Annotated in this window: 14 protein-coding genes and 1 riboswitch; of the genes, 7 read left to right on the top strand and 7 right to left on the bottom strand. The window is 53.5% G+C overall.

Annotation, left to right across the window (positions count from 1 at the left end; all coding sequences use genetic code 11):
* Nucleotides 1-113: 113 nt before the first annotated feature.
* The 3 genes from ACUVOF_RS01630 to ACUVOF_RS01620 form a co-directional block, all read right to left on the bottom strand.
* Nucleotides 114-428 (bottom strand): PAAR domain-containing protein, encoded by a 315-nt coding sequence (locus tag ACUVOF_RS01630; protein ID WP_447042703.1) that lies wholly within the window; start codon nucleotides 426-428, stop codon nucleotides 114-116.
* A 255-nt stretch (nucleotides 429-683) separates the two neighbouring features.
* Nucleotides 684-2,864, bottom strand: a complete 2,181-nt coding sequence (gene pta, locus ACUVOF_RS01625; RefSeq protein WP_447042702.1) for a phosphate acetyltransferase — start codon at nucleotides 2,862-2,864, stop codon at nucleotides 684-686.
* The gene (locus ACUVOF_RS01620; protein WP_447042701.1) at nucleotides 2,861-4,045 is read right to left on the bottom strand and encodes an acetate/propionate family kinase; all 1,185 of its coding nucleotides are present in this window, start codon (nucleotides 4,043-4,045) and stop codon (nucleotides 2,861-2,863) included. The genes pta and ACUVOF_RS01620 overlap by 4 nt, the downstream gene beginning before the upstream one ends.
* A 215-nt stretch (nucleotides 4,046-4,260) precedes the next feature.
* Between ACUVOF_RS01620 and ACUVOF_RS01615 the strand changes: the two genes are divergently transcribed.
* The 4 genes from ACUVOF_RS01615 (at nucleotide 4,261) to ACUVOF_RS01600 (ending at nucleotide 7,867) form a co-directional block, all read left to right on the top strand.
* Nucleotides 4,261-5,181, top strand: coding sequence for an EamA family transporter (locus ACUVOF_RS01615; RefSeq protein WP_447042700.1), 921 nt, complete (start codon nucleotides 4,261-4,263; stop codon nucleotides 5,179-5,181).
* A gap of 189 nt (nucleotides 5,182-5,370) precedes the next feature.
* A complete protein-coding gene (locus ACUVOF_RS01610) occupies nucleotides 5,371-6,432 on the top strand; it encodes an HlyD family secretion protein (protein WP_447042699.1) in 1,062 nt (353 codons plus the stop codon).
* A gap of 19 nt (nucleotides 6,433-6,451) precedes the next feature.
* Nucleotides 6,452-7,546, top strand: a complete 1,095-nt coding sequence (locus ACUVOF_RS01605; RefSeq protein WP_447042698.1) for a DUF2955 domain-containing protein — start codon at nucleotides 6,452-6,454, stop codon at nucleotides 7,544-7,546.
* Between the two features lie 135 nt (nucleotides 7,547-7,681).
* Nucleotides 7,682-7,867, top strand: coding sequence for a CsbD family protein (locus ACUVOF_RS01600; RefSeq protein WP_447042697.1), 186 nt, complete (start codon nucleotides 7,682-7,684; stop codon nucleotides 7,865-7,867).
* Nucleotides 7,868-8,005: 138 nt separating this feature from the next.
* Here ACUVOF_RS01600 and ACUVOF_RS01595 read toward each other — a convergent pair whose 3' ends face one another.
* The 3 genes from ACUVOF_RS01595 to tenA all read right to left on the bottom strand — a co-directional run bounded on the left by ACUVOF_RS01595 (nucleotide 8,006) and on the right by tenA (nucleotide 12,661).
* Entirely contained in the window at nucleotides 8,006-9,715 is a 1,710-nt protein-coding gene (locus ACUVOF_RS01595) for a hypothetical protein (protein ID WP_447042696.1), read from the bottom strand.
* 323 nt (nucleotides 9,716-10,038) lie between these two features.
* On the bottom strand, nucleotides 10,039-11,949 hold the full coding sequence (gene thiC / locus ACUVOF_RS01590) for a phosphomethylpyrimidine synthase ThiC (RefSeq protein ID WP_447042695.1): 1,911 nt from the start codon (nucleotides 11,947-11,949) through the stop codon (nucleotides 10,039-10,041).
* A gap of 28 nt (nucleotides 11,950-11,977) precedes the next feature.
* Nucleotides 11,978-12,661 carry a thiaminase II gene (tenA, locus tag ACUVOF_RS01585; RefSeq protein WP_447042694.1) on the bottom strand — a complete coding sequence of 228 codons (684 nt, stop codon included), beginning with the start codon at nucleotides 12,659-12,661 and terminating at the stop codon, nucleotides 11,978-11,980.
* A gap of 90 nt (nucleotides 12,662-12,751) precedes the next feature.
* A riboswitch (TPP riboswitch) is annotated at nucleotides 12,752-12,909 on the bottom strand.
* A 205-nt stretch (nucleotides 12,910-13,114) separates the two neighbouring features.
* Here tenA and ACUVOF_RS01580 point away from each other — a divergent pair.
* On the top strand, nucleotides 13,115-13,303 hold the full coding sequence (locus tag ACUVOF_RS01580; RefSeq protein WP_447042693.1) for a tautomerase family protein: 189 nt from the start codon (nucleotides 13,115-13,117) through the stop codon (nucleotides 13,301-13,303).
* Here the strand turns inward: ACUVOF_RS01580 and ACUVOF_RS01575 are convergent.
* The gene (locus tag ACUVOF_RS01575; RefSeq protein ID WP_447043217.1) at nucleotides 13,243-13,404 is read right to left on the bottom strand and encodes a tyrosine-type recombinase/integrase; all 162 of its coding nucleotides are present in this window, start codon (nucleotides 13,402-13,404) and stop codon (nucleotides 13,243-13,245) included. The genes ACUVOF_RS01580 and ACUVOF_RS01575 overlap by 61 nt on opposite strands.
* A gap of 278 nt (nucleotides 13,405-13,682) precedes the next feature.
* On the opposite strand from ACUVOF_RS01575, the gene ACUVOF_RS01570 reads away from it, so the two are divergent.
* Nucleotides 13,683-14,078: a VOC family protein gene (locus ACUVOF_RS01570; RefSeq protein WP_447042692.1), complete on the top strand. Its 396-nt coding sequence runs from the start codon at nucleotides 13,683-13,685 to the stop codon at nucleotides 14,076-14,078.
* Between the two features lie 84 nt (nucleotides 14,079-14,162).
* Complete coding sequence (locus ACUVOF_RS01565; protein ID WP_447042691.1) at nucleotides 14,163-14,624, top strand: bifunctional diaminohydroxyphosphoribosylaminopyrimidine deaminase/5-amino-6-(5-phosphoribosylamino)uracil reductase RibD; 462 nt, start codon at nucleotides 14,163-14,165, stop codon at nucleotides 14,622-14,624.
* Nucleotides 14,625-14,667: the final 43 nt, after the last annotated feature.

The following is a 14,667-nucleotide window of genomic DNA, read 5'->3' as shown; positions in this document are numbered from 1 at the left end:
TAAGCCTTCGTCATTAGTTTGCCCGTGTTCTTTTGTTCCATCTTGACGAACAATGACATATTTTTGATATGAAAAAGGAGAGCCGCGGGGATCAAGAATTCCAGTTTTTCGTTTTACTTGTATTTTGGTAGTCTATTTAAATTTGAAAGTGAGCCCGTAGCACTATAAACAGGTGCGCCAGTCTTACTGCTAGAGTTGGCGATGACTTTCCCACCGCAAGATGTGGTGCTGCCATCTATAGCTGCAGGCTGACCGTCAATAAGAAACCAACCTAAACCTGATGTAATAGTAGCGCCGCACGAACATTTATCTCCTACTCTAGCTACTGGCATACCATCCAGGATGCTCAAAGAGGTTCCCTCAATAACTGTATGAGGACCCCCTTTGCAGCTACATGCTACTGAGTCACCTGCCTTTGCTTGATCCAAAGGTACTCTCCTTTCGCAGTGTCAATGTTTAAATACACACGAAGCTTATCAGTATAAATTAAAATTAATCAAAAAAGCTATGCAGTCCAGAGTTTTCTAAAGCAGTAAAATATAAATCTGCTTCAGGTTCTTGGAGTCGTCTGGTCGTTAATTGCATTTAGCAACTTGGAAAGTAGGGCTACAGGCTATTGACCAAACGCCCTGAGCATATGGTTGCTCGGGGCGTTTGTTTTTGGGAAGAGGGTTGATGGCTGCTTAGGCTTCGCGCTGGCTGGCCTGAATTGCGGTCAGCGCAATGGTGTAAACGATATCGTCTACTAACGCGCCACGGGAAAGATCATTCACCGGCTTATTCAAGCCTTGCAGCATAGGACCGACGCTGACGACGCGGGCGCTACGCTGAACGGCCTTGTAAGTCGTGTTACCCGTATTGAGGTCGGGGAAGATAAACACCGTCGCTTTACCGGCCACGGGGGAGTCGGGCGCTTTCTGCTTGCCGACACTCTCGATGGCCGCTGCATCGTACTGAAGGGGGCCATCGATCGCTAAGTGGGGTGCTCGCTGTTTGGCGATGCGCGTGGCTTCGCGTACTTTTTCTACATCCACGCCAGAGCCTGAGTCGCCGGTGGAGTAGCTGATCATGGCTACTCTAGGCTCAATGCCAAAGGCTTCAGCGGAGCGGGCGCTTTGCAGCGCGATTTCAGCCAGCGTTTCGGCGTCTGGGTCTGGGTTAACCGCACAGTCGCCGTAAACCACCACCTGTTCGGGCAGCAGCATAAAGAAGATCGAAGACACCTGGTTGTATTGCGGCGCTGTTTTGATCAATTGAAACGCGGGGCGCACGGTATTAGCCGTCGTGTGCACGGCGCCCGATACGAGTCCATCCACCTCGTCCAACTGCAGCATCATGGTGCCCAGTACCACGTTGTCGTGCAGCTGTCCTTCGGCGGTAAGCTCGTTGAGTTTACCGCGGCGGCGCTCCACCATGGGGTCAATATAACGAGCACGGGTACTTTCTGGGTCGATAATGGTCAGCCCGTCAGGGAGAGTCAGCCCGCGATTACGCGCCACGTTCTCGATATCGTCGCGCTTGCCGAGCAGCACACAGTCGGCAATGCCCCGTCGCTGGCAAATAATCGCGGCCTCGACCGTGCGTGGCTCGTCCCCTTCGGGCAGTACCACACGCTTTTTAACCTGTTGGGCGAGTTTAACCAGCTGATAACGAAACGCGGAAGGCGATAACCGGCGTGTATAGCCATGGCTGAGCTTGCTTTTCAGCCAATCTAAATCCATATGAGCGGCCACATAACGGGCGACTTGCTCGGCGCGCTCAAAGTCGTCCATCGGAATTTCGCTGCTTAACTGGCTTAAGTTTTGAGCGGTGGTCAGACTGTCGGTTTCCACAACCAGTACCGGTAGACCTGTCTTTAGCGCAGGGCGGCACATTTCGATCATATTCTCGTTGGGTATAAAGCCGTTTGTTAGTAGCACGCCGGCAAGCTGTGTGCCATTCATGGTGGCCAAAGCAGAGGCCAACACCACATCGTCACGGTCACCCGAGGCAACCACTAAGCTGCCCGGTTTGAAAATATGCAGCGCGTTGGTGGCGCTACGGGCGCATAGGCTAGTGGAAAGCACCCGGCGGCTTGACGCCTCCCCTTCGTTAAGCAATTTGGCGTTTAGCGCACGCGCCACATCCAGCGTGCGGGGCGCGCTCAGGGTGTTGCTATAAGGCACGACACCTATTAAATGAAAACTGTCGGTAGCCAGCGCAGGGGAGTATTGCCGCAGCTCTGCGAGCACTGATTCTTCCAATTGCGGTTTAATCGTACCGGGGGCGGCGGAAAGATCATCTTCCTGGCCGTAGGGGAGATTCTTCATGCGCATCAAAATGCCGCCCAGGGTGCGGCTGGAACTGAGCCCTCCAAAGCTGCGCGCGTGCATATCAAGCTGGTCAGCCAAGGCCTGCGGCTCATTTAAGTCGCCAGTTCCGACGAGAATAATCCTTGCATTAAGCGCATGGGCTAACTGTGCATTGGTTTGTGTTGCATAGGTGGTGTGTTGGGTAGGCACCACGCCCTCAACCACAATAAGGTCTAGTGAGGCGACATCATGGCTCTCCTGCTGATTCACTTGCTCGTAAAGCTCGACCACATTTTCCATCAGCTCATCGGTCTGATCATCACGCAGCAGACGTTCCAACCGGGCTTGGGAAATCGGCGACGGAGGGCGCTGATTGAGTGTTCGGGATACCAGCGCAGTCGAGCGATCAAGCCCTGGGCCATTCAGTTCGTTCTGCATAAAAGGCTTCAAGAAGCCAGCTTTCAGCCCAATGGTGTCGAGGGCTTGGATTAAACCCAAGCAGGCCGACGTTAGGCCGGCGCCGACACTGGTGGGAACAAGCAGAATGGCTTGAGGCTGGGTTGGGCTATTCATGTAAGCGCCTCCACGCAGTGGCGGGTTTCCATGGCGATACGTCCTTCTTCGTCGGTGGGAATCACCCATACCTCGGGGCCGGTATGGTTGGCGCTATCTAGCTTGCCCTCTTTGCCGCGAGTGGTGGCTTCGTTAGCATCACCATCCAATGCAAAGCCGAAATGCGGCAACAAGTTGAGAACGCGGTGGCGTACCGTGGGCGAGTTCTCGCCGATCCCACCGGTAAAAATAATCCCATCGAGTTGGGGAAGCGCGCAGGACAGCGCCGCCAGTGATTTAGCAATGCGATAGCAGAACACTTCAAGGGCGAGCTTGGCGCCTGCGTGCCCGGATAGTGCCTGCGTTTCAATTTCGCGCATGTCGTTAGTCAATCCAGATAGGCCCAACAAGCCACTCTCCTTGTTGAGCACGGTGTCGATTTGGTCTAACGACCAGCCCAGTTGCCGGTGTAGGTGGGCGTGTAAACCGGGGTCGACATCACCGCTGCGCGTTCCCATCACCAAACCTTCCAGGGGCGTTAAGCCCATGCTGGTATCCTGGCTTTGGTTGTTCCATACGGCGCTGGTAGAGCAGCCGTTGCCCAGGTGAGCCGTTAACCAACCGCCTGAGCCACGACTACTTAGTTCGCTTGCGCGCTGGCTGACGTACGCGTGACTGGTACCATGAAATCCATAGCGCCGAATTCGATGCTCGGTATATAGCGTTTCAGGCAGTGCGTATCGGTAAGCTCTGGGCGGGAGCGTTTGGTGGAAAGCGGTATCGAATACGGCTACCTGAGGCAGGGTAGAGAAGACTTTTTGGGTTGCCGCAATGCCGGCTAAATTCGCTGGGTTGTGCAGTGGTGCGAGCGCAGCGGTGGTTTCGATGGCTTCGATCACGCTATCGTCAATCAAGGCAGCTTGGGTGAAGTGTTCGCCGCCGTGCACGATCCGGTGGCCAACAGCAACCGGTAGCCGGCCTTCCAAACGCTCTAAAATGGCGTTAAGGGCCTGCGTATGATCCGCATTGGGTAACGGCTGTGTGAAGCTTTCACCGTCACTGTTTTTGCCTTTCAAAAGCGCATCGTTGCCACCTAAGCGTTCCGCCAAACCTGCTAAGCGGGGTGCCTGGGGGTCTGAATCAATCAATGCGTATTTAATAGACGAAGAACCACAATTGATAACCAGCACCGGTGCGTTCATAACCACCTTTTAATAACTCATGGGGAAAAGAGCTAGACTTTAGTTTAACATGCAAGGTAGCAGAAAATTAGAGCTTGTATTTCGTTTAGCCTTCTACGCAGAAGCACGGCATGCTTACCTATTACATGCTTACTTACTAATAGTGCGATGTCGGTCATAGCGCTATGCCTGCTGCCTCTTTTCTCCATTCTCCTTTGATGAGCCATTTCGTTCCTATGTCAGCGTCCTCCTTGCCTAAACTATTGCCGCGCCATTTGGCTATTTTGTTAATGATGACCGTGGCCACCATGTTTGCCGCCAACCACGTTTCTGCACGGCTGGCGTTTGATAATGGTACGGGCCTGTTGCTAGCCGTGTTAACTCGCTCTGGGGTCGCTTGCTTAATATTAGCAGTTCTTGTAATCGTGCAACGAAAACGGCTATGGCTGCCCGCTGGCTCATGGCCGTGGCAACTCACCGTAGGGCTGTTGATTGCGATCCAAAGCGTCAGCCTTTACTCGGCAGTGGCGAGACTGCCCGTAGTGATTGCGCTGTTATTGGTGAATACCTTCCCGATTCAGTTAGCGCTATTGAGCTGGGCGCTAGGCGGTCCGCGCCCAACCCTGCGCAGCTGTCTGATCATGGGTACCATTTTAATCGGCCTGCTGGTGGTGCTGGATATTCCTTCGTGGCTTGCCAGTGCTGATGGCATGGGCCCCGGCTGGATAGCGGGGATTGGTTTCGGCCTAATGGCAGCCTTTGTCTTCGCCTGCGCGCTGTGGATAACGGAGCACCGCTTGGCCGGAGTGGGCAGTACGCTGCGAAGCCTGCTGACCATGCAAACGGTATTTATCGTGATGATCATCGGCGGCATTGCTGGTGTCGTGCCAGGAGGCATGAGCCTGCCAGATAATAGCGAAGGGTGGCTTGGGCTTACGCTATTAGGGCTTCTTTATGGCTCGGCGTTTTCCACGTTATTTATTTTTGTTCCGCGACTCGACATGGCGCGCAACGCACCGGTTATGAATATCGAGCCGGTGGCCTCCCTGGTGCTGGGCTATTTCGTGCTAGGCCAAATGCTTAGCCCCGGCCAGCTAGTGGGGGGCGCCGTGGTAGTCGGTGGCATTGTGGTGCTTAGTCTGTCCAAGGGGCGCTAGGGCGCGCCTCTAGTTATCTTAATATCGTCCAGCCTCATGTTCGTTTACACATGGGGCTTTTTAATGTCATTATTGTTAGCAAGCTAATTAGTTGTTAGACTAAAGTCTCTTACGCATTCCCCAAACAATGCGCGTCCGATAAGAGGCGTTGGCCAGGTGGTTGCCTGGTGGCTAACAAGTGAGTTCTGCATGACCCCCGACCAAACATTTGCCCGCTGGGTGAAAGTAGCGATTGCTGCTTTCGTGCTGCTATTTATCTATTTTCTGATTGCCGACAGCTTTATGCCCATGACGCCAGAGGCGAGGGTAATTCGCCCGGTAACACGGATTGCACCTGAGCTTAGCGGTCCGGTAAGTGACGTATTGGTGAATGATCATCAGCACGTTGCCAAAGGCGATGTGCTGTTTCAGATAGACCCGGCGCCGTTTCGATTAGCGGTTGAGCAGGCGCAGCTTAATCGCGAGCAGGCCGAGCAAGAGAATGCTCGCTTGGAAGCGGAATTAACCTCTGCACAAGCAGAACTTACATCGGCGGAGGCGACGGCTGCCGAGCGGCGAGGCGAGCTTGAACGTGCGGAAGCATTGATGGCAAGGCAGAGCGTATCGCGCCAACAGTACGAACAGCAGGTCGCCGCCGAGCGCACTGCGCAGGCCAGCGTGGCGGCAGCCAAAGCCAAAATCGTTAGCCTGGAAGTACAATTAGGCGATTCAGGCGAGAGCAACCTACGCTTGCGCCAAGCGAATAACGCGCTCGCCCAGGCCCAACTGGCATTTGCTCATACTCAGGTACGCGCCGCCCAGGCGGGAAACGTTACGAACCTGCAGTTGGACATAGGCGACTACGTGCAAGCAGGCCAGCCCGCTGTGGCGGTGGTGGCGGACGAAATCGATATCATCGCCGACTTTCGCGAAAAGAGCCTGCGTCATGTGGCGCCGGGCGATGCAGCCCAGGTGGTATTTGATGCATGGCCGGGCCAGGTAGTTGATGCAACAGTGCTTGCCATGGATGCTGGGGTACGGGAAGGGCAACTGGCTGCAGATGGCCAACTGGCGGATATTCCCACCACCGACCGCTGGGTACGCGATGCCCAACGTATGCGCGTACACATAGCACTAAAAGAACCAATAGCCAACTCCCTCGCCAGCGGTGCTCGCGCAACGGTGCAACTTCAACCTGGCGATGCTGCCTTGGCTAAACCCTTTGTGTGGCTGCAGGCGCATCTGATCAGTTGGCTGCACTATGTATATTAGAAACAGATTTAATAAAAGCATGTTTACTAAAAGCGGGCTTAAGAAGCCGCTGCCAGGTGGGTGGGGTAAGCGCGGTGCGTCTAGTGCTCATGGTGCTTTTCGGCCGGCATTAACCCAAAATGGTTTGCGTCAGTGCTTACGCGTGGCGGGCGGCGGCAGCTTAGGATTTGTCGTTAGCCAGTTAATGGGCTGGAATTACGGGGTGTTTTTTACCGTTTTTCCCATGTTCTTACTGGGCATGGTGCCGATCCTAAATGGCAACATTATTCGCCAGTTCTTAGCCAACGTCTCGCTCAACGTGCTTGAGGTGAGCCTGGTGGTGGGACTGCTCAAGCATATGCCGGTGGTGATGACGCTGGTAGTGCTGGCCATGTTCCTATTTCGCTTTAATCTGATGGCGAAAGGGGCGCTGTTTTTGTTTGGCGCCAACGGCGTGCTGACGTTAAGTATTTTGCTCCACTTCGCCAGCTATCCCAATGTCGACTTGAGCGACCTATTGGCCTGCAATCTTGCCGCCAGCGGGTTGGCCGTGTTTATTGCCATGCTGATGCATAGCCTTTTTCCCGATGTTGAACCAAGAAAACCGCCACCGCGGGCTACCAAGCCATCCTCACAAATCCGCCATGAAACCCTAATCGGTGGTGTAACCGCCACGCTCTCTTTTGTGGTATTTCAGGTGTTCGACTTACAGGGGTCGCTTTCCGCTCAGATGGCGACCATTCTGGTTTTATTTACCTTGGGGTATGCTGGAGCACGCATATCAGCAGCCAAGCGAGCCATAGGAACGTTGTTAGGGTGTAATTTAGCGCTACTGATGCAATTGCTGCTCTATACCCAAAGCCACCACTTCCTACTCGTGATACTGCTCTACTGGCTGGGATTAATGCTCTTTAGCCGGGAGCATATCCATGAAGGTGGTGGATCGGGGGTCGGTTTTGGTGGGTTAACCACCTTGGGGATTCTGTTTGGTCAATCGCTCGGCCCGCAGCAAGACCTGGTTTACAGCGCGCTCTACCGGTTCTCCTCAATGAGTGTGGCCCTGACGCTCACATTATTGGTTATGGCTTGCCTGCATTTTTTATTAAACCGCTGGGCGCCAACACGCTTAATATAAATAAACCTGCCATTAAAAAAATTAGAGCAACTTTTTTAATAAAGGCTAATCTGAGGATGTGTCCACGTGTGATTGCAGTGCCAAAGGCACCTTCATACACGGCATTTTCCCTACTAACGGATTAGAGGTGTTGTCATGGCAACGGGTACACAAGATAAAGCAAAAGGCGCAGGCAACAAAGCCGCCGGTAAAGCCAAAGAAGCGGCAGGCAAGGCGACTAATAACGCCAAAACAGAAGCCAAAGGTAAAGCTCAGCAGGGCAAAGGCGAAGTTCAAAAAGGCAAAGGCGAGGCCAAGGACAGTCAAAAGAAAAAGCATTAATACTCAATTCAATATAAACGCCAACAGGGGGCTTCGGCCTCCTGTTGGCGTTTAATGGCCTTAAACTGCTGCCTACCCAAGCGTGTATTACACATCGCTACTTCAGGTAGGGGCCATTATTGCTAGCTCAGTCTAACCTCAGTTCAATTCCAGCGAGAAATTCATCTCAACGCCAGCATCGTCCACTCTGACCCCGTACTCCATGTTCTCGTAGATCTCAGCATACTGTCTGAACAATTCAATATCGGACGCTGATACTTCATCGGATGGTACCTGCTCCATGACATCGGCCAGCGAATGATAAAACTCGCCTGTCATGTGGCCATGAAGCAGCAGGTCACGCTCTGACGCAGGCGCTTTCAGCTCGTCTTGCAGTGCGTCTGAATCACTGAGGCCTGTGCCCAGCACAATGGCTGTATCCGACATGGCGGCATAGAGCGTTGGCATGTCTGGTGGTAGCAGCATGCTTTTGATTTTCTTGGTTTCTCCGCCGGGTTCAAGCCCAAGCGCCCCTAGCTCAGGCGCGAAGGCGCTTACGGTAGACAGCAGTCCCAACGGGTTTTGCGAGGCGATCGTCAGAATGCCAGTACCGGTGGGTTCACCGTCGTTCATTGTCAGGCTGTCGATACGGGCTCTCAAACCGGATAGCGCTGACCCGATCATCATCGTAGCAGGGTTATTCATCGCCACGTTGATCTCGGTCCAGGCGTTATTTAGATCCTGTAACTCATCACAGCTGAAGGGATTTTGTCGCACTTCCCCAGCATATTTTTGAACGGTCTGAAGCAGTACCGGTAAATTCAGGCCCATTCCCAAGCTGGCCATGCCTTCTGTGCTACCCAGCCCCGGCACCTGAGTGGTCAGAGCTTGCAGGTCGCTGACAATACCTTCATCGGTTTCCAGGATTAGGTTCATCTCCAGACCGTCAAGGCTGTACTCACGCATGCCCATTACAAGGCCGGGGAAGCGGCTAGTGATGCGGTCAATATCGGCCTGACAGGCGGATAGATCCAGCTGCTCTGCCTCAACGGCGTCCATGAGCGCCTGAGTGCCTGGATGAGTGGGTGTGCTCAGTTCACTAAGCAGGCGTGAGGCGTTAATTTGCCCGGCCCCGTAAGGGGTAAAGCCATGACGCTGTTCAAGCTCCGCCAGTGCGCCGGTATCACCGATGTTGCTGTCGGGCGGGGTGCTACCCAGGACCTGAGCTAGCAGTTCGTCGCTGGCATCTTGTGGCACGAGAGACAACAGCAGTTGCTGGTCAATAATGGCTAGGATCGCATTGATCGGCCCCTCAGGCGTCAGCACCCAGTAGTCGGTGCCGTTGGTGGTGGCCGTGCTCGGGTTGAGGTCTGCCTTGGCCAGGATGCGCTGAAGTGTTTCGCGAAAGGCATCTTCATCGTGTAGCTGCATGCGCCATACAGGCAGGATGCCCAGCCCATACAGGGCGGCCTGGGGTCCCATTTTGAGGCCCAGCGTATGTGCATCATCCAATGTTTCAACGCTGTCTAGCTCTTCACCCATAGCGATTAACAACGTCACCAGTGAGTGCTGCACGTCATCGTCTATCTCGGGCAGTGTGCGACGCAATTCATCCAGGTTGGATTCAAGGCTGCCCTGAGGCTGCATGCGCCGATAAAGATCAAAAGCCTCTTGTTCAGGCATTGATTCACGCGTGGCCATAAAGTAGGGGGAATCTGCTGGGATATATTGCAGCATCGGCGCTACGTTATTTTTCGGCGCTTCCTGCTGTGAAGCTGCTGCCGTTGGTTCTTTATCATCACTGCAGCCGCTTAGCATGCCAGCGCTAAGCAGGGCAATGGATACCGCCAAGGAAAGTTTGGTTTTCATATGGAATCAGTTCTTTGAAGGTGTTGGCTTTAAGTAAGCCATTTTGAGCAGATTGCTCCCCTAATGCTAACTATACATAGTTTATATAAAATGGCCTGCTACTTAAATGAGAATTTTTTTTATTTCACAGTGTTGATTGAGTAAACCCTTACCCGCATTGAACCGGATAGCTGTAACGATTGCGGAGGCTAGACTGCCAGATGCTGCCAGCATTATCATCAAAAGGGCCCTTGCGTTTTCCTAATACGCAAGGGCCCATTCAGTAGTTAAATCGCTCAGTGATTAAAATGTTCAGCGGTTAAATCGCTCAGTGGCTTCCAGTTTTAAACTTCCTGATACAGCTGACTACCTGTTTGACGAAACTTCTCCGCCTGCTCTTCCATGCCGCGCTTCACCGCCTCGGCCTCGCTAGCACTTTCCGGTGCACGGTCTCGGTAGGTATCACGCACCTCCTGGCTAATCTTCATCGAGCAGAACTTTGGCCCGCACATGGAACAGAAGTGTGCCACCTTGGCGGAGTCCTTGGGCAGGGTTTCGTCGTGGTATTCACGTGCCGTATCCGGGTCCAGCCCCAGGTTGAACTGATCTTCCCAGCGAAACTCAAAGCGCGCCTTGGAGAGCGCGTTATCGCGCCGTTGAGACGCCGGGTGGCCCTTGGCCAAGTCCGCTGCGTGGGCGGCAATCTTGTAGGTGATAATGCCGGTTTTTACATCATCCTTGTTGGGTAGGCCAAGGTGCTCTTTAGGCGTTACATAGCAGAGCATCGCGCAGCCAAACCAGCCGATCATGGCAGCGCCAATGCCGGAGGTAATGTGGTCGTAGCCGGGGGCGATATCCGTGACCAGCGGCCCGAGGGTGTAGAAAGGCGCTTCATCGCAGTATTCCAGCTGCTTATCCATGTTCTCTTTTACCAGGTGCATGGGCACATGGCCGGGGCCTTCGATCATCACCTGGACATCGTGCTTCCAAGCAATATGAGTCAGCTCACCCAAGGTTTTTAGCTCCGCCATTTGCGCTTCATCGTTGGCATCGGCAATGGAGCCGGGGCGCAGGCCGTCACCCAGTGAGAACGCCACATCGTACTGCTTGCAGATCTCGCAGATCTCCTCGAAGTGGGTGTAAAGAAAGCTCTCCTGATGGTGGAACAAACACCACTTGGCCATAATCGAGCCGCCCCGGCTGACAATGCCGGTTACCCGGTTAGCGGTCAGCGGCACATAGCGCAATAACACGCCTGCATGAATGGTGAAGTAGTCCACACCCTGTTCGGCCTGCTCGATGAGCGTGTCGCGGAAGACTTCCCAAGTGAGGTTCTCAGCCACGCCGTTAACCTTCTCCAGCGCCTGATAGATCGGCACCGTGCCGATCGGCACCGGCGAATTGCGAATAATCCACTCGCGGGTTTCATGAATATTTTGCCCAGTGGACAGGTCCATGATGGTGTCCGCGCCCCAGCGGATGCCCCAGGTCATCTTGTCCACTTCCTCTTCAATGGAAGAGGTGACCGCCGAGTTGCCCAGGTTGCCGTTGATCTTGACCAGAAAGTTGCGGCCAATAATCATCGGCTCGCTTTCCGGGTGATTGATGTTATTGGGAATGATCGCCCGGCCGCGGGCAACTTCATCACGCACGAACTCTGGCGTAATCTCGTCCGGAATGCTGGCGCCAAAGTTCTGGCCGCGGTGCTGATGGTCCAGGATGCGCTCCACTTCAGCGGTGCCCAACGTCTGGCGGCGCTGGTTTTCGCGTAGGGCGATAAACTCCATTTCCGGCGTCACGATGCCCTGGCGGGCGTAGTACATCTGGGTCACGTTTTTTCCAGGCTTGGCTCTACGTGGTGTGCGGGTTAAATCAAAGCGCAGCTGGGCAAGCGTTGGGTCGTTGGCTCGGCGCTGACCGTACTGGCTGGTCGGCCCGGCTAAAAATTCGGTGTCGTTGCGCTCTTCAATCCACGCCCGGCGCAGGGCTGGCAGGCCCTGGCGAAGATCAATCTGGGCGTTGGGGTCGGTGTAGGGGCCGGAGGTGTCGTACACCAGCAGCGGCGGGTTCTCTTCGTCTATGCTGCTGGTTTTGGTGGGCGACAGAGTAATTTCCCGAAACGGCACGCGAATATCCGGCCGTGAGCCTTCAACGTATACCTTGTGCGAAGCGGGCAAAGGCGCAATGGCGGCAGCGTCTACCTGAGCGGTTTCGGCGAGAAAGTGGCTGGTTTTACTCTTAACGGTCTTGGTCATGGCTGTTCATCCTTGGTTGTTGTTGGGGTTAGCGAGAAAGCTCAGCATCAGTAAGGCTTAAGCCCATTTGCCAAAAGTCGATTTCCAGGCGGGTGGCCTCACGAAATATCTTGGCAAGCTCTTTAAAACGGGCAGGGGTGACATCGGCCAAACGGGTATTGAGCCACTCAAGCTCCGCCTGCATGGCGGCCTGAAACTCCTTGCTTTCGTACATCGCAATCCAGGCGTCATAAGGGTTTTGCGCGCCGCGCAGGGTAGAAGGCTGGTCGTTCAGCCAGTTGGCGATTTCGCCGTAGCCGACAAGGCAGGGGGCGAGTGCGACGTGCAAATCGAGCAGATCGCCACGGCTGCCGGTATCCAATACGTAGCGGGTGTAGGCAAGTGTCGCCTTGGCTTCGGGAAGCTTTGCCAGGTCTTCTTCACTGATGCCCCATTCGCGGCAAAATCCCACGTGCAGGCCCAGCTCCACATCCACGATGGCTTTTAAGCCTTCATGGGCCTGGCGTAAATCCGCCAGGGTGGGGCTTTTATAGGCCGCCAGCGCATAGGCGCGGGCGAAGTGGATCAAAAACAGATAATCCTGCTTTAGATAGTGGCGAAACGATTCTTCAGAAAGGGCAGCGGTGCCCAACTGGCGCGCAAAATCGTGCTCAATATAGGCGCGCCAATCTTGCTGGCAAGCGGTGGTGAGATCAGTAAAGCGGTAGCCCATACATCCTCCGGTGGTAATGATCCGGAGGGCAGGCGAGAAGATCGAGGAAATGGCGCGGAAAGGTGGCGTGCGATCGTAAGAGAGAGCTAGCCATGGCCATCGCTTGATCCCTACGCCGGTACCCGCGCCGCAATTCATAAAAGCAGCGCATTAGCCGGATCAGGTTCAGCGGGACCAGCGCTCGGCAGCAAAAAATGCTCGCCCTGCGCCATCTCAGCCGGATATCACCGGCACCCCGTCAAGCAGTATCCAGCGAAGTGTAGGAGGCGGATGGGGGAGATGCAAGGGGGCGTTGATGATTGCCGAATTAAGCCTTGCCTGTATATGAGAGTGGGGTAGAGTCAAACGAGGAATTTACATAACCTCAATGAGAGAGTGGTTAGGTTTATTAAGGTTATACAACTGGATGCATAAACACTTTTATATACTTCGACTTTATGAGGGGGAATTTATATGCCTATTGTCACAATTCAGCAGTCTCCTGGTCGGACTAAAGAGCAACGCGCGCTCTTAGTGAAGCGGATAACCGTAGCATTTTCAGAAGCATATGGAACAAGCCCTGAGGCAGTGACAATATTTCTTCAAAATTTTGATGATGACCATTGGGCCAAAGGCGGGAAATTGCACGTTGATCGTTCCTGACTAGCTTCATCCGAGAGGGTAGTGATGACGTGTCGGGAAAAATCGAGGTCCTTTACGCGTAACTGGCAAGCTTCGGAAACGCGTAACCCTGAGCCGTACATCAGTGAAGCAATCAGGTGCATGGAGCCTGATAGATGCTCGAACACACCCATAATCTCACTGTGGAAAAGCACCACCGCCAATCATTGGGGCGTTTAGCTCGGCTAAAAGTACCAATTTCATCTAGCGGTTGCTCAAGTGCACCCCGATACAGAAATACGATGGCATTCAGCGCTTGATTCTATGTTGCCGCGGCAACATGTCTTTCTATCGCCAGGTACTCTAGGCTTGATGCCTTAGCGGAGCGAGGATCGCTATTCGTTACGCAGCAGGAGAGACTATGAACACGAATATAGCCCGCTATGGAATAATTCTGAACACTGAGAACTACGTGGAATGCGTAGCTTTCTACCGAGATCTATTTGGTTTGCGTCAGTTATTCGAGAGAGACGAAGACGGTTTTAAGCTTACTTGCCTAGAATTCGGCAATGGATATTTGATGGTTGAGGAGGGCGGTAAGGCCAAGAAGGGAGTCAAAACGCCAGAAGAAGGTAGTTTTAAATTGCGCTTCAATGTTGACGATATGGAAGAAGCGCTGACGGAAATCAGGTCTTGGGGCATTCAAGCTAGCATCACAGAAAACGCTTGGGGCAGAACCATCAATATAAGCGATCCCGATGGAAACCGAGTTGGAGTTCGGGATGAAGCTGGTTTCTTACAACAGATTAATACTTAACAAATGGCTGCTGCACATGAGAAAACTCCCATATTACCTATTGTGCAAAAATACGTATAAAGCCCCCTATCCATAACTTGCTCGGTGAGCTGGGCATTCACTACAGGTGATAATTTGTTATCACACGAAAATTTTATGGCACTTGCTCTATCTGAGTCCAAAAAGGCGCTACCAGGATGCTTACCTAATCCACCTGTTGGGTGCGTGTTGGTTAGAGATGGTGTGGTCGTATCTATTGGGCATACTAGAGCCCCAGGTGAATATCATGCTGAGGCAGATGCCTTAGCAAATTACTCAGGGCCGTTATCGGAGCTGACCGCCTATGTGACTTTAGAGCCCTGTTCTTTCCATGGCAGAACGCCTTCATGTGCGGATGCATTAATTGCTCATGGCGTCGAACGAGTAATTGTTGCATTGATTGATCCTGATTCAAGAAACAATGGTCGAGGTCTGGAAAAGCTCCGCAAAGCTGGCATTGAGACAGTTGAGGGGATGTGTGCAAACGATGTTCGTGAGTTTTTGGAGCCGTACTTGGGAGGTGGTTAGTTAGACCAGATACGCCGACGGCTTTTCACTATGACTTTAGCTC

The organism is Vreelandella sp. H-I2 (assembly GCF_052959335.1).
This window is presented reverse-complemented; position numbering and strand designations above follow the sequence as displayed.